This is a genomic window from Lacrimispora brassicae (assembly GCF_054772055.1).
On sequence record NZ_BRYH01000064.1, the window covers coordinates 24,032 to 45,305 of the forward strand.

Annotated in this window: 19 protein-coding genes; 7 read left to right on the forward strand and 12 right to left on the reverse strand. The window is 43.1% G+C overall.

Annotated features, from left to right (window positions below; all coding sequences use genetic code 11):
• Positions 1-18: 18 nt before the first annotated feature.
• The 10 genes from ACYVD3_RS27215 to ACYVD3_RS27260 all read right to left on the reverse strand — a co-directional run bounded on the left by ACYVD3_RS27215 (position 19) and on the right by ACYVD3_RS27260 (position 13,140).
• Entirely contained in the window at positions 19-768 is a 750-nt protein-coding gene (locus tag ACYVD3_RS27215; protein WP_460645642.1) for a thioesterase II family protein, read from the reverse strand.
• A complete protein-coding gene (locus tag ACYVD3_RS27220; protein ID WP_460645643.1) occupies positions 765-4,082 on the reverse strand; it encodes an amino acid adenylation domain-containing protein in 3,318 nt (1,105 codons plus the stop codon). Before ACYVD3_RS27220 ends, ACYVD3_RS27215 begins: the two co-directional genes overlap by 4 nt.
• 17 nt (positions 4,083-4,099) lie before the next feature.
• Positions 4,100-5,149: a saccharopine dehydrogenase NADP-binding domain-containing protein gene (locus tag ACYVD3_RS27225; RefSeq protein ID WP_460645644.1), complete on the reverse strand. Its 1,050-nt coding sequence runs from the start codon at positions 5,147-5,149 to the stop codon at positions 4,100-4,102.
• Between the two features lie 78 nt (positions 5,150-5,227).
• On the reverse strand, positions 5,228-6,604 hold the full coding sequence (locus ACYVD3_RS27230) for an ABC transporter ATP-binding protein (RefSeq protein ID WP_460645645.1): 1,377 nt from the start codon (positions 6,602-6,604) through the stop codon (positions 5,228-5,230).
• An 18-nt stretch (positions 6,605-6,622) separates the two neighbouring features.
• Positions 6,623-7,294, reverse strand: coding sequence for an energy-coupling factor transporter transmembrane component T family protein (locus tag ACYVD3_RS27235; protein WP_460645646.1), 672 nt, complete (start codon positions 7,292-7,294; stop codon positions 6,623-6,625).
• Positions 7,294-7,887, reverse strand: coding sequence for an MptD family putative ECF transporter S component (locus tag ACYVD3_RS27240; protein ID WP_460645647.1), 594 nt, complete (start codon positions 7,885-7,887; stop codon positions 7,294-7,296). Before ACYVD3_RS27240 ends, ACYVD3_RS27235 begins: the two co-directional genes overlap by 1 nt.
• A gap of 26 nt (positions 7,888-7,913) precedes the next feature.
• Positions 7,914-8,684 carry a thioesterase II family protein gene (locus tag ACYVD3_RS27245; RefSeq protein WP_460645648.1) on the reverse strand — a complete coding sequence of 257 codons (771 nt, stop codon included), beginning with the start codon at positions 8,682-8,684 and terminating at the stop codon, positions 7,914-7,916.
• Complete coding sequence (locus tag ACYVD3_RS27250) at positions 8,681-10,423, reverse strand: ABC transporter ATP-binding protein (RefSeq protein WP_460645649.1); 1,743 nt, start codon at positions 10,421-10,423, stop codon at positions 8,681-8,683. The genes ACYVD3_RS27245 and ACYVD3_RS27250 overlap by 4 nt, the downstream gene beginning before the upstream one ends.
• Before the next feature lie 13 nt (positions 10,424-10,436).
• Positions 10,437-12,185 (reverse strand): ABC transporter ATP-binding protein, encoded by a 1,749-nt coding sequence (locus tag ACYVD3_RS27255; protein ID WP_460645650.1) that lies wholly within the window; start codon positions 12,183-12,185, stop codon positions 10,437-10,439.
• 331 nt (positions 12,186-12,516) lie between these two features.
• On the reverse strand, positions 12,517-13,140 hold the full coding sequence (locus ACYVD3_RS27260) for a TetR/AcrR family transcriptional regulator (RefSeq protein WP_460645651.1): 624 nt from the start codon (positions 13,138-13,140) through the stop codon (positions 12,517-12,519).
• Between the two features lie 152 nt (positions 13,141-13,292).
• Between ACYVD3_RS27260 and ACYVD3_RS27265 the strand changes: the two genes are divergently transcribed.
• The 7 genes from ACYVD3_RS27265 to ACYVD3_RS27295 all read left to right on the forward strand — a co-directional run bounded on the left by ACYVD3_RS27265 (position 13,293) and on the right by ACYVD3_RS27295 (position 18,810).
• On the forward strand, positions 13,293-13,940 hold the full coding sequence (locus ACYVD3_RS27265; protein WP_460645652.1) for a 4'-phosphopantetheinyl transferase family protein: 648 nt from the start codon (positions 13,293-13,295) through the stop codon (positions 13,938-13,940).
• Positions 13,941-14,366: 426 nt separating this feature from the next.
• Complete coding sequence (locus ACYVD3_RS27270; protein WP_460645653.1) at positions 14,367-14,702, forward strand: ArsR/SmtB family transcription factor; 336 nt, start codon at positions 14,367-14,369, stop codon at positions 14,700-14,702.
• Entirely contained in the window at positions 14,695-15,756 is a 1,062-nt protein-coding gene (gene arsB, locus ACYVD3_RS27275; RefSeq protein ID WP_460645654.1) for an ACR3 family arsenite efflux transporter, read from the forward strand. The genes ACYVD3_RS27270 and arsB overlap by 8 nt, the downstream gene beginning before the upstream one ends.
• Positions 15,740-16,231 carry a GNAT family N-acetyltransferase gene (locus ACYVD3_RS27280; RefSeq protein WP_460645655.1) on the forward strand — a complete coding sequence of 164 codons (492 nt, stop codon included), beginning with the start codon at positions 15,740-15,742 and terminating at the stop codon, positions 16,229-16,231. Before arsB ends, ACYVD3_RS27280 begins: the two co-directional genes overlap by 17 nt.
• A 22-nt stretch (positions 16,232-16,253) precedes the next feature.
• The gene (arsD, locus tag ACYVD3_RS27285; RefSeq protein WP_460645656.1) at positions 16,254-16,628 is read left to right on the forward strand and encodes an arsenite efflux transporter metallochaperone ArsD; all 375 of its coding nucleotides are present in this window, start codon (positions 16,254-16,256) and stop codon (positions 16,626-16,628) included.
• A gap of 21 nt (positions 16,629-16,649) precedes the next feature.
• A complete protein-coding gene (arsA, locus tag ACYVD3_RS27290; RefSeq protein WP_460645657.1) occupies positions 16,650-18,383 on the forward strand; it encodes an arsenical pump-driving ATPase in 1,734 nt (577 codons plus the stop codon).
• 13 nt (positions 18,384-18,396) lie between these two features.
• The gene (locus tag ACYVD3_RS27295; RefSeq protein WP_460645658.1) at positions 18,397-18,810 is read left to right on the forward strand and encodes an arsenate reductase ArsC; all 414 of its coding nucleotides are present in this window, start codon (positions 18,397-18,399) and stop codon (positions 18,808-18,810) included.
• 296 nt (positions 18,811-19,106) lie between these two features.
• On the opposite strand, the gene ACYVD3_RS27300 is transcribed toward ACYVD3_RS27295, so the two are convergent.
• Both ACYVD3_RS27300 and ACYVD3_RS27305 read right to left on the reverse strand, forming a co-directional pair.
• Positions 19,107-19,706, reverse strand: coding sequence for a hypothetical protein (locus tag ACYVD3_RS27300; protein ID WP_460645659.1), 600 nt, complete (start codon positions 19,704-19,706; stop codon positions 19,107-19,109).
• A gap of 874 nt (positions 19,707-20,580) precedes the next feature.
• Complete coding sequence (locus ACYVD3_RS27305; RefSeq protein ID WP_460645660.1) at positions 20,581-21,273, reverse strand: MgtC/SapB family protein; 693 nt, start codon at positions 21,271-21,273, stop codon at positions 20,581-20,583.
• Position 21,274: the final 1 nt, after the last annotated feature.

The window sequence follows — 21,274 nt, forward strand, 5'->3', positions numbered from 1 at the left end:
GAGTCCCCTCTTTCTTTTTTATGTGAATGGTTTAATCAACTCTTTTACATACCCAAGGAGCGGCATTTTGTCTTCTGCAAAATAAAAATGTTTCCCTTGAAATAGTTTAAACTCAACCGTATCTTCAGAAAATGTTTTCCAATCCTGAACCGCTTCTTTCCGCAAGGTACAGTCATCACTTCCATACATCACCTGGATAGGACAATTCAATTTCTCATGCTGTGTAAATTGATACGTTGACAGCATCTTAAGATCCATCTGATAAATCGGCAGATAATACTTTTGAAACATAACGCTGCCTGCCGTATCCGGATCAACCAGCTCATATTTCACCATCCGGTCAATTACTTCTTCATTGGATACAACCTTATTTCCCATCTCACGTTCCCTGGCCATTAAAAAACGGGGTGATTCTGAACCGGAAGCCAGAAGATACAAAGGCTCTTTCCCAAACCGCCGCCTCACCTCCAGCAGTACCTGATAGGCAAGCAATGTGCCGGTACAATGTCCCAGCAGAATAAACTTATTTTGAAACAGTTCCTGATTTTCATCAACAAACTGGGCAGTCAGCAAATCCACGGTCTCCGGCATGGGATCACGTTTCCGTAATTCCCGTCCGGGATAGAGAACAGGGAAAAAGTTGATGTTTTCCGGAATCTCATTTTTCCAGGGAGCAAACATGCTGGGACTTCCGCCTGCATAGGGAAAACAGATTAAATTGATACCGGCATCCTGATTCCTTACTTCATGTGCAATCCATTTACTCAACTGACTTTTCCCTCGCTTCTCTCTATGAACTGGCTGAAGGCCTCAATGGTAGGATAATTCAACAACTGTATGAGAATCTCTTCAAAATCATAATACTGGGAAAACCCTTCCGTTAAGCTTGCCGCAAGACGATTCATAATCAGAGAATCCGCTCCTATTCCATAAAGATCATCATGAATGCCGATATCCTGTAATTCCATAACCCGGCACACCGTACTTTTTATTTGTTCCAGACAGCAGCCATCCGAAATCATAAGCTGCTGTTCCGGCCCGGATGAGACGGAATCGATTTGGGAGCAAACCAGATTTTCAATTGTTTTTCTGTCTATTTTCCCATTTGCGGTCAAAGGCACCTGTTCCACATGGATGATGCGGTAGGGAACCATATACGATGGGATTTTATCCTTTAAAAAATCTTTTATTTCCGCCTCTTTTAACCCGGTTTCATCTCCCCATGTTATTCCGATGATTTTTGTCATATTGCCAACCGGCATGGTTACAGCCATTGCCCCTTCCACACCTGGAAACCGCTTTAAGGACGACTCAATTTCTCCCAGTTCAATCCGAAAGCCCAGAATTTTGATCTGCTTATCTTCCCGGCCCAGGAATTCAATTTCTCCCCCCGGCATATACCTTCCCATATCACCGGTGCGGTAAACTCTCTTGCCCAAGGATGGAACGAAAAAGAACTGTTCATCTGTTTTGTCTTTATCACCATAGTATTCCATCCCTAACCCCTCTCCTGAAATGTAAAGGTCTCCTTTCAGCCAGACCGGGCTTTCTTCCAGTTTTTTATTCAAAATATGAATCTGCTGGTTTGCCAGCGGCTTTCCATACGGAATACTTACCCAGTCCGGCTTCAGTCCCCGGTATTCATGGTAAATGGACCAGATTGCAGCTTCGGTGGCACCGCCCAAACTGACAATTTCAGCCGACGGCAAAAACGGCTGCATCTTCTGGGGCAGCAGCAACGGAATCCAGTCTCCCGACAGCAAAACAACTCTCATAAAATCCAGTTGCTGCTCTTTTTTAGTCTGCAAATATTCCTGGAGCATTACCAATAGAGAAGGAACAGAGTTCCAAACCGAAATCCGGTATTTTTCTATTAACCTTACCCAGTGGGATGGGTCTGAATATTTATCATTGTCAGGATAAATCACAGCACCGCCGGCACTTAACATTCCAAAAATATCATAAACCGATAGATCAAAGTTCAACTGTGACAGCCCCAGCACCCGGTCTCCTTCTCCAATTCCAAAGCGGCCATTCACATCACAGATGGTATTTACTGCAGCCTTGTGGCTGATAACGACTCCTTTGGGAATTCCAGTTGAACCAGAAGTATAAATGATATAGGCCGGAAGCTGGTCATTAACCAAAACTTCTGTTTCTTTTTCCCCGGTTTGTTCCAGTTGATCTACTACGATCACGTTTAAATGACTCCCCTGATACCTTGTCCGGCTATGGACCAGCAGCAAATCAATATCAGCATTTTTGATAATAGCTTCCGTCCGTTCAAAGGCTTCACTGTCATCGATGGGCACAAAAACCCCGCCCCACAGCAGCGTACCTAAAGCGGCAACAATCTGGTAAATATTTTTGGGCATTATAATTCCGATATGGGCTCCGTCTGCCAAACCAAATTCCTTGATGGCAAAAGCCAGATGCTTACTTTTTTCTATTAGCTGATGATAACTGAACTGATGTTCACAATCTGCCGCTGCCAGCAGCTTTGGTGTCCTTTGGGCCTGCTCCAGAACCAGTTGATGGAGGGTTTTATTCAGTACTGGTTCATCAGTCTGGTTAGCCGCTTTTCTTTCAAGCTGCTGCCATTCAGGCAAGGCAATGGAGTATTCATTCTCCCAGTTTGTTTCAGGAGAGGCAGCCTCCAGTATAACCGTTTCAAAGGTCTGAAACATATCTTCCAGATATCCGTCATAAAAAATCCCCTCTCTCACATCCCAGTTAATCCGCAGGCCAAAGGCACCATCCATTACCTGGCAGTCAACAAAGGCCTGGGGTGTCTGACTGATTCCTGTATTTCTTATTTTTCCTGTAATTTCATCATTCTGGCTGCTGATGCCTATGGCACTGGTAAAGATAATGGGCATAAATGCTGCCTCCCTGCCTTTTTGCCGGGACAGTTCCCGGAGAATTTCCACACCGGAATACAACCCATGATCCAGAGCTTCAAAAACAGCCTGATTGATCTCCAGAACCTCATTAAAAAATGGCCGGTATTCCCTCATAGTAACCGGAATCAGCGTATTGGATGTGAAATCTCCTATTATCTGATTGACCTGTTCATGAAGAGGCTGGCGGTTCAGCATGATCATATTTATGGTAAATTCATCTGTCTCACTGTATCTGGCGAGCACTTTTGCATAGGCGGCCAGCACATAACTGGTAGGGGTAACGCCGGCTGATTTGCATTTCGCCTTGATTTGTTCCCAGCGCTCAGGGGTGATTTCCATCTGCATCCGGCGGAATGTGTTTTGTAACTGTTTGCTGTGATCCTGGGGAAGCTTGGGAGCAGCTTTTATATCCGGTATTCTTTCCAGCCAGTACTGCTGATCTCTTTTATATTTCAAGGTATGTTTCATTTGCCTTTCCGCTAATACATAATCCCGGAAACCCAGTTTCAGCTTTGGCATCTGCTGCTGTCTGAAATAGATTGCTTCAAATTCTGACAGCAGCATCCAGATGCTTGTCCAGTCCACGATTAAAAACTCTGTTGAGTAATGAAGAATACTGCAGTCGCCCGGATCTGACACACCGATATCAAACAGCGGCCAGCGGTCAACGGGGTACATCTTATCAGCTAATTGACTGCGGATCTCCAAGCTGCCTTGTTCGCCATTTGCTCTGATAATCTGAAAATATGGAACTTCCGGCAGCTCCTGCTGATATCCCTCCTGAATGAACACCGTCTTTAACATCCCGTGCCTGTCAATCAGTTGATTCCACACTTCTTCCACACTGTCCGGGTCCAGGAAAGGATATTCAATTTCCATATATATATGGCAGGAAACCCCTCCGTACTGATACGTATTGTTTCTTCCTAAGAAATACGCCTCCTGGATGCCGGTAAGCGGAAATGGCTCGTATTGCTGTTCCGGATCAATCTGAAGAACTGCCTTCCCTTCCCGGTGTTTTAAAGTTTTTATGATTTCGGATTTATTGGCTTTTAAAAACTGAATATCTTCCGGTGTCAATGCCCCTTTAGGAGCATGGTATTTTATGTTTCCGTCCTGTTCATTCAGACGGATTCCCCGTTTTTCCATCTCAGATAAATTCTGTATAATCATTTCCATAAGTTCTCCTTTGCACGTTACAAAACCCCTTCTTCCTTTTCCTCCAATGCTGCATTTACTATCTTTTTCAGACTTAAAAGGCCATACTGCTTCACTTTTCCAAACACGGCTGCCGGATCTGTTAGCTTTTCAATCCAGCCGATTCCCGGCTCAATGGAGCCTTCTAAAAGACATTCACAAACCGCCGTACAAAAGGCTGCCGACAATTTGCTTTGTCCTGGGGCCTGAAGATAATATAAATTTTTCTGTGGTTCTCCCTCCCGGTTGATCCCCTCCATTTCAAGTAAGAAAGTTACCTGGGAGGGAATGAGTATATGATCCCGTTCAGCAGCCAGACAAAGTTCGGCGGCCAGCTTTTCTCTGCCCTGAAAATACTTCTTTAATAAATCTTTGTAAAAAGCATTAATATTGCTGCCGCAAATCACGTGATACCATTGTGCCTCCGGACTCTTCATTATCTCCTGAATCTGAGCCGTATCAGCGTTTTCATAAGGCAGAATGCGTTCTGCGTTTTTGTAAAATGGCTGAAGTCCATCTAATTCAGGAATTTTACCGGCCGCCGGCAAGGTCATTCCTCCATTTCCGCTAAAAACCCCAGCTATAAAATCAATCGCCGCCGTCCGGGTAAATTTACCGGTAATGCTGTAGAAATGTCTGAACCGCTCCACCTGGGTAAAATCTTCCCGAAAGACAAGGGGTAAAATTTCCGAAAATCCCGGTATAGAACCCATATTATACAAAATACACTGAGACGTATCTTTAACTGAAAGTCTGGTCACTTCACGGTTGTAACCGCAGTCAATGTAATGGCATCCGGCCTTTAAAGCACATTCCGCTGCTTTCAGAGACAATAAAGACGATGGTCCGGCCGTATTTATCACAATAGAATGCCGGTTCATAAAATGAAAAAGGCTCTCCTCTTCTTCAATATTCACATAGCTCCATGAAATTGGATCTTCTAAATTCTGCCTGCGGCTGCCGACCGTGATCCCCTTATATCCCCGTTCCGTCAACAATTTAACAACCTCCCGGCCAATATTCCCATACCCTCCAATGACACCAATCATAAGTTCCCCCTTGCCGTTTGCATTCAGTTAGTTAGTTGGTTAGTTATAACTAACCGATAGTTATGATTATCTATCAGCTTAGCCGATAGTAACCACTGATGCCCTTAAATGATTGATAAATTCTAAATCATGGGTAATGACAATGACAATTTTATTTTTTTCACATAGCATATTGATTAAATCTCCCACCCGTTTCATGTTGTCCAGGTCCAAGCCGCTGGTTGGTTCATCAAAAATAATGATTTCTTTTTGACTTAAACATCCCGTGGCTACAGCCAGCCGCTGTTTCTGTCCGCCTGATAAAGCCATAGGGTGTTTTTCTAAAAACCCGCTCAGCTCCATGGTGTTTAGAACTTCTATGGCCTCTTTTTCAGAAACACCATTTCCAAGCATAACTTCTGACAGAACACTGTCGGAAAAAAGCTGATGATTGACATCCTGCATAATTAAAAAACTGCTTTTGCAAAGCTGATTCCGGTTCATTTGCCTGCCATCCAGATACAGCTCCCCCTGCTTACACTTTCTAAGACCGCACAAACACTGAACCAGAGTGGTTTTTCCCGCTCCGTTTTTGCCGCAAATTGCTACTACGGTTCCTTTCAATGCAGTAAAAGAAAGGTTTTTCCATAGAATGCGCTGTCCTCTTTTAACCGCCAGATTTTTCACCATCAGACCGTCACTGCTCTGGATCTGAACCCGTTCCTCATAAACTTCCACCGGATTAACCGAACGGATTAACCACTTTGAGCATTGTTCAAGAGTTAAAGCCTTAAATTCCTCCTGGCTCCACTCTTTTACAATTGCCCCCTCTTCTATCCAAATTGCCCGGTCCAGCAACTCAGCCAGATACCAGACTCTGTGTTCCGCAATCACAATGGTTTTCCCCTGCTTTTTTAATTGTTTTAACAACCCTTGCAGCCGCAGTATTTCTTCCTGATCTAAATTGGCGGAAGGTTCATCAAGTACATAAATCTCCGGTTGTTCCATATATGCGGAAGCAATGGCAACCTTCTGTTTTTCTCCTCCAGACAGTTCAAAGACACTTTTCTCCATCAGTGTCTGCAGATGGTATTCTGCCACAACCTGCTGTAAGCGTCCCATAATGTCATCTTTGGGAACTCCCTTATTTTCCAGTCCGTATACCACCTCGCTGGTTGTATCCAAATTAAAAAATTGCGTTCTGGGATTTTGAAAAACAGAACCTACCGTTTCTGAGCGTTTCCAGGTTGGCTGATCGGTTGTATTCTCCTTATTGATCCACACTGAGCCGCTTAAAGTCCCGGGAATCTGTGTGGGAATCAGGCCATTGATCAGCTTTGTCAGCGTAGTTTTCCCGCATCCGCTTTTCCCGCAAAGCAGAACAAACTCTCCCCGTTTAATCTCCATACTGCAATGGAGCAAGCTGGCCTTTTCTTCTCCTTCATATGTAAACGTCACATCACAAATACGAATCATTTTGCCTCCCCATGAATTTTACCCCACCCAAATGGCTGCCGCTGCCAGCAGCAGGAAATACACCAGTACCAGAACATCCCATAACCGGATCCGGATCTCAACAATCGAAGTCTTAGGGGCAGGATTTTCAATCCCCCGGACAATGGCCGATTGTGCCAGTTCTTCACCGGTCTTTACCGCACTCATTAAAAGTGGTACATACATACTCTCTATTTTCTGCTCCATTCCTTTTATATTACGCAAACGCATGGCACTCCAAATTGCCGTCAGTTCATCTATCAGCGTGGGAAAATATCTGGCGGATACTGCTACCGCTACTGAAACAGATAATGGGATATGCATTCTCCGGAAAGCCTCCAGCAAAACCCGGACCGGCGTTGTTGCGCAAAACAGGGCCACGGCCGCACCGCATGGAAAAATCATTTTAAAGTAGACAGCTACCGATATCATACTGGCCAATGTGACATTTACATTAGGAATTACCAAAACCTGAATGACGCATAAAACCAGATAACTGATCAAAATCTGAAACATGGTTTTTCTGACTCCGAACCAATACATTAAAAATAAAATACTGGCCATAAAAATCCATTCTATGTATAACTTTGTATGGGAAAATACAATAACCACTGATAAAATGATCAGAATCATGCCGATCCGCGGATCCAATCCCCTGCTTTTTCCATACATTACTTAGCAACTCCTGCCTTCACAAAGTGTTTTTTCATCAGTTTAAAGCCTAAAAAACCACCTGCTAAAGAACCAACCAGGATACTGATGATAATAAAGACCATTGTTGGTACAGAGACCAGCCGGTTTAATGCTTCAAGATATTCGGCATTCATAAAATTTTCCGAATATTTCAAGAAGGACTCTTTGTGGAACCACAACAGATAGAAATCACCAATAAATCCAAAAGAAAAGATAACATAAGAGATCATGATCCAAAACTTATTTTCAAATTTCCCTTTTCTGAGAGCCAGTTCTGCTAAAATACCGGCAATGATCTCTGAGACGATAATCGAAATTGCTGCTGATATAAATATAATTCCTGTAACCAGGCTGATCACAAAAACAGGTCCTGTTCTCCTGGTTTTTGCTACAATCAACATATAAACCGGACCAATAAAAATTGCATCAAACATATGGGAAGCAAACCACGCAACAGGAAGAATGCCCCCTAAGATCATAAAAAGAAAACGGATCGCAATACAAATCACTCCCAAAACAGATGCTATAATGATATCTTTCATACTCATTTTACTGCTGATTCCCCTACTCATTTTATCAGTAACCTCCTTTGACCTCTTTACTTCATCACATCTTCTACTAAACCGGCAAGATAGCTTTCGTCTTCCAACACAAAAAAGTGGTTTCCTTTAAACTCACGAATCTCAAAATGATTTGTAGTTACTTCTTTCCAATGCTTCATCATTTGCCTGTCTGCTCCTGCATCTTCTGAGGCCGTATGGGCAATCACAGGAACATTCGTTGTTTCACCGTTGTAGCAAAAACTCTCACTCAGTTGATAATCTCTTCTGATTTCAGGCAGGTAATAACTCATAAACTGTTCATTCTGCAGCACATCTTCCGGAGTGAGCTGATAACTCCTCAGTTCCTCAATCAGAGCCTGATCATCCATATAAGTTTTGAACTCTGAATGATTCTCATCCTGGGGCGCCTGGCGGCCCGCTACAATCAGCTTTTCCGGCTTCACCCCATATAGCTCTAAGATACAGCAGACTTCAAATGCCAGCGCTGCTCCCATGCTGTGGCCAAACAGGCAAAAGGGTGCAGTTCCGTTTTTAACCAGAATCTGCTGCGCCAGCATCTGTGCCAGGATTTTACTGTTCCCAATAAAGGGTTCCCCCCGCCTGGTTCCTTTTCCCATCAGCTCCACACAGATGATTCTGACCGGCAGTAATTTTGTTGTCCATTTCCGGTAAGATGCGGCGGTTCCTCCGGCATGGTGGAAGCAAAACACATTCATTACGCCTTTCCTGTTCTCCGCTCCCGGGTTAACAATTAATTTACTTTCAAAGGGAAATGCTTTTTTATGCTCTGCTGCTGTTACACTCATTGGCTCACCTTCCAACTGACTGATTCTTTTCTGACGTTAATGAAATCTGCATAAATTCCCGGCTGCCTCATCAGTTCCTCATGTCTGCCTTTCTGCACCATATGTCCTTGATCCAAAACAATGATCTGATCTGCATTTCTCACTGTTTTTAACCGGTGGGCGATCATGATAATGGTCTTGTTATGAGTTAATGCCTCAATGGCCCGTTGTAAATCCGCTTCATTCTCAGGGTCCACATTGGCTGTCGCCTCATCGAGAATTACAATCGGGGCATTTTTAAGCATTGCCCTGGCAATGGAAATCCGCTGTTTTTCTCCGCCGGAAAGATTTCCTCCCCCCTCCCCCAGCACAGTATCATAACCATTCGGCAGTTCACGGATAAATTCATCACAGCAAGCAGCCCTGGCAGCTTTTACTACTTCTTCATGTGTGGCATCCGGTCTGCCGAATTTAATGTTATTTTCAATCGTATCCTGAAACAGATACACGCTCTGGAACACCATGCTGATGTGCTCTAAAAGACTGTCCAAAGTATAGTTCTTAATGTCGGTTCCTCCCAAAAGGATCCGGCCGCCGGTCACATCCCAAAATCTTGCGATCAAACTGCACAGTGTAGATTTTCCGCCGCCGCTGGGTCCGATTACCGCCACTGTTGACTTTTCCGGAATAACCAGGTTGATTTTTTCCAGTACCTTTCTTTCACTTTTTTCGTAACAAAAATCAACATCCTGAAAAACGATTTCCATACTCTCCGGAACGATCTCCCTGCCATTCTGGTCCATAATGGGAGTCTTATCAATGGCATTTGCCTTATCCATGGAATCATTCAGCATCTGAAGCATGGAAGCCATATTGCCCGCCGATTCCAGCTCACTGTAAACCATAAAGGAAGCAATCAGCAGCAGCAGGCATTTCACAAGCTCCAATCCCCCGTTCAGATACAGCCTGACTGTCATCAGCAGGATTCCTGTTCCGGCAGCCCTTACAACCAGTTGTTTTAAACCATCCCAGGGAACACTTTTCAAAGTCAGGTTGATATTTTTTTCACAGCTCCTATGTATGGTATCATCAATTTCCTGATTTCCGGCAGCTTCCAGATTAAAAGATTTCACAACACTCATTCCCTGGACATATTCCAAAATTGCTCCCACCAGCTCTTCCTGTGCAGTCTGCCGCTTCCGGGAAACAGTTTGGGAGCGGCGCTGAGCCACTTCCGTAATGATCAGATAAATAATCATTCCCCCAAAAACAACCAGGCCAATTCTGAAATCAATGATCACCACAGCAATGGAAAAAGCCAGAGACTGTAAAATACCGCTCAGTATTATGGCCAGACTTCGCGCCGCCGCATTTTCCACATCTGCCAGAGAAGTAGTTACAACTGCAGTTAAATTGCCAAGATTATTTTCATTAAAAAATCCCATGGGAATGTACTTTAACCGATCCCCGATATGTACTCTTTTATCAATGACCATGCCGTATCCGGTTTCGGTCTGTTTGATTACCGATCCATAAGTCGCCCAGGCCTTTCCGGCAATGGATACCAGCATAATCCCCAAAAGATATCCGGCAGTTTTTAACTCACGGTTATCCGCCAGAATATTCCGAATCAAAATCAACAATGCCCAAAACTGAAGCGCCGCAAAAACAGATCCCAGAAAGCTAATCCAGATTGACTGAACCAGCATCTTTTTCCGCTGTCCGGCAAAGGTAAAGATTTTTCGAAAAATATGTATCATTTTATTTCCTCCTCTACACCTGATCCTTGACATCCATATGTGCATTCCACATTTCCAGATACAGGGGGCACTGCCCAAGCAGTTCATCCTGTTTGCCCACTGCTTCAATATGCCCATGGTTTACCACTACAATCTGGTCCGCATCAACAATTGTCGATAAACGATGGGCAATTATGATTAATGTCTTTCCTTGGGTCAGGGAAGAAAGTGCTCTTTGAATTTCAGCTTCATTTTCCGGATCCATTGCTGCCGTTGCTTCATCTAAAATCACAATCGGGGCATTTTTAAGCATGGCTCTGGCAATGGTGATTCTTTGCCTTTCGCCGCCGGACAAACTGCCTCCGGCCGTTCCCACCATAGTGTCATATCCATGTTCCAGTTTCCTGATAAATTCATCACAGCCGGCACGTTTTGCCACCTGTTCCACCTCTTCATCCGATGCATTTAAATTGCCCATCCGGATATTTTCACGGATGCTGCGGTTAAATAAATACGTATCCTGTGAAACGTAAGCAATCTGACAATTCAGTTGTGACACCGGAATCTGTTTCATCTCCACACCGCCGATATGAATTTCACCTTCTGTTACATCCCAAAAACCGGCAATCAATTTGGCAAGAGTGGATTTTCCGGAACCAGAGGGGCCCACCAGTGCCGTCATCGTCCCTGCAGGAAACTTTAAGCTGACATGATCAAGCACCTGTTCATTGCCCGTACCGTAGGTAAAAGAAACATCTTTTAACCGGATATCACTCCCCTTCAATACTGCATCGGTTTCTGAACGGTTCAGTTCCCCGGCATTTAATATATCGTTAATTTCAGCAACATTGGCACCAAGTACCGCAATATCATCTGTAAATGTGAAAGCAGCCATAATCGGCCCGATAATGCCCAGAGCTAAGATGATAATTGTCAGCAGTTCTTGAAAAGCAATACTTCCTGTGGCCCAGAAATACAGTCCCGCCGGAAGCACCGTCAGTAAATTGGCCGGAAGTATGGCCTGATAGGCGCACATTGTCTTCTGATTATCTCTCATCCAGTCAATATAGTAATTTCCATTATAGGATACAGCATCCGCATACTTTTTATAAGATCCGGCTGACTGGTTGAAGGTCTTGATCACTTCGATCCCGTTGATATATTCGATAATGGCATTTACCATTTTCCGGCCTGCAATTACCGCTCCTTCATACCGTTTGGCATATCCTCTCATCCCATACATCATAACAGCCATTCCCACAATCAGTGTGATGATTGAGATAAATGCCATCCTAAAATCCAATAAAAGAAGATAAATAAAGATAAAAATGGGAATCAATATGTTTGCGGTCATCTCCGGAATCAAATGGGCCAAGGTTGGTTCCATTCCTTCCACCCGCTCTACAATTACCGTTTTATATTGTCCGGAAGGGGTATCTAATATGGTTCCCATGGGAAGCCGTGTCAGTTTTTTAATTAAACGGATCCGCAGATCCTTCAGCGATCTGTATGTAGCTTTATGAGATATGGACGTGGAAGTACAGGAAAATATGATTTTTACCAGATATCCTGCCAGTGCGGCCGCGCACCATGTAACATAAAAATTAAAATTATTATTCTGTTCCAACAGCCCGCCTACCATTTGAGCCACACAAAAATATGGAACAATTCCTCCTGCGACTCCGATCACTGCAAAAAAAATTGACAGAATGAACTGTGATTGGTATTGTTTTCCCCATTCCATCAAAATCCTGACCGAAGATTGTTTTTCATGACCCTCCATTAAAAAGACTCCTTCCTATCTGTTTCCCCTGTTACACATGCAATGGGATATCTTTAATAAAACGCGCAGTTAGATACAACTAACTGCAGTGTGTTAAAAAACGGAGCAATCATTTACTCCGAGCTTCAACCTCTTTAGATAACACTGATATTTTAATTCTAATTATAACTTTTGTCAAGGTAATTTATGGAAGAACTGGAAATTACATGGAAAAAGCTTTCCTTCCAGCATCTATATTTTAACCAAAAAAGGGAACGTAACATTCTATTCTCTGGGGTGCAGATCATAAAATATTACGTTCCTCACTGGGAACCAGCCCACACGGCTCTGACTATAATTCTATTTCCAGAAGTTTAAACCACCCGGCTTCATAAAAAACATACAGCCGTTCAATATATTCTCTGGCTTTTTCCCGGGGCATATCGTGAATCACTGTTTCGAAAATGCCTGAAAACAAAGCATTGGAGACAATATGGACCAGCTCTTTATCGATTCTTAACTGTTTTCCTCTTTCAGCCTGCAGTTGCTCAATAAAGGTCAGGCTGGCTTCTGCTTCAATTTGAACCAGTTGATCAATATAGTTCTCATAAACTGTCCCGGCTGAACAGCAGCAAATCAATTTAAACTCTTCAAAGTGATCATAAACATATTCAATTAACCAATTCTGGTCATGTTTTGCAAGCTGATCCAGATTTTCAATCTGACGATCCACATCCAGATCCCAAAACTGCCGCTGCTGTTCTTTGTACCGATCCTCAAGCTGCTCAGCAGCTTCTGATACAAGTGCGTGAAATAACGCCTGTTTATCAGTAAAATAAATATAAACAGCACCGGTTGTGGCCCCTGCTGATTTCGCGATGTTGCGCATTGATGCTTTCTGGTATCCCTGGGTTAAGAATTCCTGCTTTCCCGCATCTAAAATAGCCTGTTTTAATTTTTCATTGGTTGGTCTCATTGGCTGCCTCCAAATCTTATTTCCTTTCAGGGCCCCATTCCGCTTACAGAATGCCCTTTATTATTTATTCTAAAATTTATAAAATAATTTGACAAATCACCCTAAAATGGTACGATATAACATAAAAACATGATATTCCTGCGGAGGATTCAATGATTGAGAATTATCATTTAGAAATAACAAAATCTGTATTTTCCCATGAGGAAATGCAGTTACTGCAATTTGTCCCGGATGAAAGAAAAGAAAAAATACAAAGATACCGCTTTTTTCCCGACCGTCTGCTGTCTCTGTATGCCGCGCTGCTGACGCGTATGGCCGTGAGCAAACGAATGGGAGTTCCCGCAGACAGACTGGAAATAGCTTATGAAGCAAAGGGAAAACCTTATTTGGTAAACACAGAAAATTTGCACTTTAATTTATCTCACACCCGAAGTTGTATTCTGCTTTGTATATCCGATCATCAGCCGGTGGGGGCAGATATTGAAAAATTAAATCCCCCACCATTCGAAATTATGGAAACAGCCTTCCATCCGGATGAGATATCTTACATTGAATCTGCTTCACCTAAGACAAAAGTCCAGAAGTTTTACGAGATATGGACAAAAAAAGAAGCTTATCTCAAAAAAATTGGCACCGGTTTTATGCATGATCCCAGCCTTATTAATACGCGGATGCTTCCGGTGGATTACTGCACCTACCAGGCCGGTGATTACCTTTGCACAATATGCAGTGATACCATCAGTAACGTCATACGTCATAACATAACGGAAACAGATATTTTAAACTTTTTTCAGCCTTAGCTGCCTTTGATCATAGTTCTCCGTATGCCATGGATCAGAAATTCATCACACAATCGGTTGTGCCACCTATATGGAGTTGTTATATGAAATCCAAAGCAATATGTACAGTTTTGAATTTAGTGTACTGAATTTTTATAAAATAATCAAGTACCCATGTGAGAGGAATCAATTTACTTAGAAATTTGAGTCATTTTTTCGCTGTGTTTCTGGCACTCAGCCTGTGATAAAATAAATTTCAAAAAATGGAGGGAAGTCATGAACTCACATACAGAGGAATTTAACAAAGGATACATAGAAAATCCACCAGAAGGTATGACATCCGTGTATTTACGGGTGTCTTATTTTATTAATATAATTTCACATTGACATTTTTCAATTTGGTGCATATAATACTCATATCGAAGAATATAGATGTGAGGTGCTAATATGGAAAACTATTCGGAGTATACAAAAGTGTTTAAGGTGCTGGGCGACCCCAAAAGAGCTATGATTGTAGATATGCTCTCTTGCGGAGAGCTTTGTGCCTGCATGATTTTAGAGAAATTTGAGATGTCTCAATCCACACTGTCCCACCACATGAAGCTCCTATGTGAATGTGGGCTTGTCAAAGGCCGGAACCAAGGTAAATGGACATATTATTCTTTGGACGAGGAAACTATCAGCAAAACAAAACAGTTTTTCTGCTCTATCACCAGCGACAAAGAAAATTGCATCTGTAAGGAAAATTCAAATTGTTGCAAAGGATGTGATGACTATGAGTGAGGAAAAAAGTACTGAAATTGGATTCTTTGAAAAATATCTGACAATTTGGGTACTAATCTGTATGGCAACGGGAATTTTAATCGGTAAGTTCCTACCAGGTATTCCTGAATTTTTAAGTCGCTTTGAGTATGCACAAATATCCATTCCAATTGCCGTACTCATATGGGTGATGATTTACCCCATGATGATGAAAGTAGATTTTCAGTCCATCAAAAATGTAGGCAACAATCCCCAGGGGCTTCTTATCTCCAGTGGAACAAGCTGGCTGATTAAACCGTTTCTGATGTTTGGTCTTGCCTCATTCTTTTTCTACGTTGTTTTTAAGACTTTTATACCGACCGAACTCGCACAAAGTTATGTCGCTGGAGCCGTCTTGCTGGGTGCAGCCCCTTGTACCGCAATGGTGTTTGTTTGGAGCAATTTGACCAAGGGTGATCCCGCCCATACCTTAGTGCAGGTAGCGGTTAATGATCTTATTATCCTCGTTGCATTTGTCCCGATTGTATCCTTTCTATTGGGAGTGACAAATATTTTTGTACCTTGGGATACCCTAATTCTTTCCATTGTTTTATTTGTTGTAGTTCCTCTCGCAGGTGGTTTTCTTACCCGGTATTTCATGGTAAAGAACAAAGGCGAAGAATATTTCACACAAAGATTTATACCTAAATTTGATAATGTTACAACCGTTGGGCTTCTCCTGACATTGGTTATCATCTTTTCTTTCCAAGGGGATGCCATACTGGAAAATCCCTTGCATGTCCTCTTGATTGCTGTCCCGTTAATACTGCAAAATGTACTTACTGCCGCCTTTGCATATTGGATGTGTAAAGTGACAAAGCAACCCCATAACGTTGCGGCTCCTGCCGCACTCATTGGTGCATCAGACTTTTTTGAGCTGTCGGTGGCTGTTGCTATCGCACTTTTCGGGCCTACTTCCCCTGTAGTACTGGTCTGTACCGTTGGCGTTCTCACAGAAGTACCGGTTATGCTCTTGCTTGTAAGGTTTATTAATAAAACGAAAGGCTGGTTTCATCAAAATGAATTACAAAATTAGAGAAATGCAAAAAGGCGACTGGAAACAAGTCAGTGAAATATACCAGCAAGGCATGGATACCAACCTTGCAACATTTCAAACGAAATGCCCCACTTATGAAGAATTTGAACAGTCACATATGAAGCAATGCTGCTTTGTGATAACCCATGGTGATGTCATTGCCGGTTGGGCAGCGTTAACGCCGGTATCAAGCCGCTGTGTCTATCGTGGCGTGGCGGAAGTCAGCATTTATATCCATGATACCCATAGAGGAAAAGGTGCGGGAAGCCAACTGCTGAACTTCCTTTCAGAACGATCTGAAAAAGATGGTATCTGGACACTCCAATCAGGAATTATGGCTGATAACAAAGCAAGCATTCGTTTACATGAGAAATGCGGATTCCGTCAAGTGGGGTTCCGTGAACGAATTGGGAAAGACCGTTTTGGACAGTGGCGTAATACCGTTCTCATGGAACGAAGAAGCAATTTAATTTAATCATTTAAAGGAGATGTTTATTATGAAGAAAATGCAAATATTTGAACCTGCCATGTGCTGTGACACTGGCCTTTGTGGTGTGAGTGTTGACCCGGAACTGCTCCGCATTTCCACTGTTTTGAATGCGCTGAAAAAGAACGGAGTGGCAGTTGACCGCTTTAATCTAAGCAGTGCACCAATGGCCTTTGTCAATAACCAAGTTATCAACGCCTTTATCAATAGAAAAGGCGTCGACGAGTTGCCCGCTGTAATGGTCGATGAAGAAATTGTGATTACAGGACGCTATCCAACCAACGAGGAGCTTGTTTCTCTGCTTGAGGTTCCTGAAAGCTACTTGACCGAATCAAAATCTGCACAGCAAGGCGGTTGCTGCTGCTCTGGCGGGAATTGCTGCTAAAATGGGAAAGGAGGTTCCTCAATGCAAATTTTTAACCCAAACAAAACCACCTTAACAAAATACTTATTTTACACAGGCAAAGGAGGTGTTGGGAAAACATCTGTTGCATGTGCAACGGCTGTCAATCTTGCAGATAGGGGAAGAAAAATTCTACTTGTCAGTACAGACCCGGCCTCCAATTTGCAGGATGTATTTAACACCACACTTTCAGGGAAAGCCACTCCCATTGCAGAAGTAGCCAATCTTCATGTGGCAAACCTTGACCCTATACAGGCAGCAGCAGAATACAGGCAAAGCGTAATTGCACCTTATCGTGGTAAGTTACCGGAATCAGTCCTTGCTAATATGGAAGAACAGCTTTCCGGTTCCTGTACAGTGGAGATTGCTGCTTTCAATGAGTTTTCCAACTTCATTACCAATAAAGACTTAGAGCAGGAATATGACCACATTCTTTTTGACACAGCACCGACGGGGCATACTCTTAGAATGTTGCAGCTTCCCTCTGCGTGGAGCAATTTCATTAATAAAAGCACCCATGGGGCATCTTGCTTAGGGCAATTATCCGGGCTTGAAAGCAAAAAGGAAATGTATAAAACTGCGGTTGAAACACTGACAGACGGCGCACAAACAACCCTAATCCTTTTAACCCGCCCTGAAACAGCTCCCCTCAAAGAAATAGAGCGTGCGTCTCACGAATTGGGGGAGCTTGGCGTACTCAATCAGTCTTTGGTAATCAATGGCGTATTGGCTGATTATAACGATACCATCTCTAAAAGTCTTTATGATAAACAGCAAAAAGCACTTGCAGATATGCCAAAATCGTTACAGGCAATCAAAACCTGCATGATTCCCTTGCGGGCATATAATATTATGGGCATGGAGAATGTCAGGTCATTGCTTACAAAGGACAGCTATATCATCAGTAATGAAACCATCAAAGCAGACAGTATTCCCCAGCTAAAGGATGTCATTGATGACCTGTATCATAGCGGTAAAAAAGTCATCTTTACGATGGGCAAGGGCGGCGTTGGCAAAACCACACTCGCCGCCGCTATCGCTTTAGGGCTTTCTGACAAAGGCAAAAAGGTACATCTAACCACTACCGATCCGGCAGCACACTTAAAATTTGTTCTCGCTGAAAACAGCAGCATTACCATGAGCCATATTGATGAACATGAGGAACTGGCACGGTATCAGGAGGAAATCTTATCAAAGGCACGGGAAACCATGTCGGAAGAAGATATTGCCTATATCGAAGAAGATTTGCGTTCCCCTTGCACACAGGAAATTGCCGTGTTTCGGGCTTTTGCGGAAGTAGTGGAACGTGCAGATAATGGGATTGTTGTCATTGATACCGCTCCCACAGGGCATACGCTTTTGCTCTTGGATTCTACTTTGAGCTATCACAAGGAGGTTCAGAGGACACAAGGCAATATCCCGAATTCCGTGAAAAAGCTGCTGCCGCGTTTGCGAAGCGCTGAAACAGAGGTCATAATTGTGGCTTTGCCGGAAGCTACCCCGGTTTATGAAGCGTTGCGTCTGGAAGAAGATTTGAAACGTGCCAATATTGCTACAAAGTGGTGGATTGTGAATTCCTCTCTTTATCACGCCAAAACAACTAATCCCATGTTAGCGGCAAAAGCCAGCAATGAAATTCCGTGGATAAATAAAATAGCCAAACACACAAATGGTAATTTTGCTTTAATCCCTTGGAATGCAGATGATATTAAGGGTGATAAACTAAGAGAATTATAAAAGGAGATCTTTCATGAATAAGGAAGTAAACAAACCAAAAGTGGCATTTATTTGTGTTCACAACTCTTGCCGCAGCCAAATTGCGGAAGCACTCGGCAAGCACTTTGCCGCTGATGTGTTTGAAAGTTACTCTGCTGGAATAGAAACAAAGCCGCAGATCAATCAAGATGCCGTTAGGTTAATGAAGCAACTCTATCGCATTGACATGGAGAAAACACAGCGCTCCAAGCTACTTTCCGAAATTCCTCCGGTTGACGTCGTAGTTACCATGGGCTGCAACGTTACCTGTCCCTTTCTTCCCTGCAAATATAGGGAGGATTGGGGACTGAATGATCCAACCGGAAAAAGCGATCAAGAGTATCTTGATGTTATAACGCAGATTGAAAGCAATATACTATCCCTTAAAAAAAGGATTTATTCTTTGTAATATGTGATTACAAACCTTATCCTTTTAAAACGGAGAAATGCGGATACGATATGTTATCAAAAAGAAGATCATTTATACCATAGTAAAAAATGATTTCTTCCGTTGGAGCTCCATATACACATTTTGTTGATGAGATTCAGGTTACGTGGCAGCCAAATTCTCTTCATGCTGCTGCAGTCATACAAGAAGCCCCCAGTCACAGGCATTATAAAAGAGCCGATTGCCAATGCATTGGCAATCGGCTCTTTTATAAGCCACAGAATCACAGGACTTGGTGAATGTTTCACACTATACTCTCATTTCGGACTTTTAATATGACAACATAGAATATAGTCAAGCAGGATGTCATCGTCGTTATACAACACCTCGTGCTCCAGACCCTCCTCCTTAAACCGATACAGGACACCAAGGCTGCTTTCCTCTCCTTCCCCAAGCAAGGCGACAATCTCCTCTTGGGTCATGCCCTTACGGATCGTATATGGACCGGCCTGGATCGTTGCATCTTCCGGTGTATTCTCCGCTCGGGTCAGCCATTGGAGATCATAGAAAGGGATCTCCGTCACTGGGAGTGTATCCTTCATGTTCACAAAGTCGCTGCGTATGCCAATATAGATGAGGATGCCCTTTTTTTCCATGCGAATATAGTATGTTTCTGTGGGGTAAGCAAAAGCGACCTCTAGCCTATTGGCCGGAAATACATCTAGCACCCTATTTTTATCAACTTGCAGCACTTCAAAGCCTGCGTCCATCAGATCAGCCGCCGTCGTTTTTCCCATTGTGATCACGGTACCCGCAATTTTGGCTTGGGAAGGTGTCAGATCAGAAACCGGATTGGGGAGCGCTTTGCAACCTCCTAAAAGCAGGCATACCGCAAGAATCCCTATCCATGGTTTCATTTGGTTTCCTCCTTAAAACATAGGGCAGCAACGGCTTTGTATGCCCGTTGCAGCAGCCCATATTATATAATCTTCAAAACTTATATAATTCAAGTAAATCCCTATTTATTTTATACACTGCTGCTGGCCCCACAGTCAGCCGGCGGTGGATTGGTGGCCAATTTATCCAGTGGCACGCCATTCTCTGAACGTGCAGAAAAACTTTCCGGGCTGACATAGGCTATAAATCCTTCTGACCCAGTTCATGGGCAGCGATTGTACCTTTCTTCCATAAAAGCTTTATTGCGATAGAAAATCCGCAGAACAAACAATAAAAAGCCCTGGAGGGTGGACTGATGAATCTTACCCATGATAGGATAGCGCTTACCACAGCACTGTTGGCATAATAGGATGCATTTTTACAGGCAGGATGTATGTAATAAGATACCAATGGTGAAAAGAAAGTGAGATTTCTCCTTTGCAACCGATTATTTAAACTTCAATGCAGATTTTACTTCCTGGTTTCACTTGAACCCTTACTTTTTAATACTTACGATAGCACAATTTACCGATAATCAGCGCTGGATTTTCCCGAATTAGCACTTTTACGTACTAAATTCTTTAAACAGGAAGCTGATAGGCGTTGGACAGCCTTGAATGAAATAAAGCACAGCGGCAACCTCCTATTTGCTATGGAGTTCAATAAAAAGGGCATGTCCTTGACTTCCTCCCCCAGCGAAGCCTTTTGCTCCTTTGAAAATTTTCTCATGACAATGCAAAACAATCCCCCAAAGAATTTCAGTCCTTTGGGGGATCCCTTTTTATCCGGCAGAGCAGCAACGCTCTGCCGCCCATTACTTCAGCACCTTCTGCAGATGCTCTTTAACAATTTTTTCTAAGACGTATATTTTACAAACTGAATCCGTTCCATATTCTCCAGATATTTCAGCACTTCTTCCCGGCCCCTGTGTTCCGTATTCTTCAGATTAATAACAGCCTTCTGAAATCCCTTTCTCTTTTTTCCAAACTGAACCTCACCAATTTCCAAACCAAATCCTGCAATTTCCCGGGCGATATCTGCCATTTTGGCGGTATCATCCATTTCCACGTACACACTGAACCACACATCATCAAAAATCAGACGGTATTCCAATTTCTTAAACTGTGTCATGATCAAAGATACTGCCAGCGTAGCGATGATTCCAGCTATGTAAAATCCGATTCCAATGCTCAGTCCGATGCAAGCCGCTGTCCAGAGACCTGCCGCCGTGGTCAGCCCCCTGATTTTTGTCTTTCCAAAAGTAATGATACTTCCTGCTCCAAGAAAACCAATGCCGCTAATTACCTGAGCCCCCAGTCTTGCCGGGTCACCGGTCTGAAAATGATCATACATGTACTGCCCTGTGAGCATAACTACGGCAGCCCCCATACAAACCAACATATAGGTTCTCATTCCAGCCGGCTGATTGGATCTTCCCCGTTCAACACCAATCAAACCACCGCAAATCATAGACATCAGAATCCGCACACTGATTGAAATCAGATTCACCTTTTCTAAATACTCCACAGCTTCAGCCACCATCCTCATG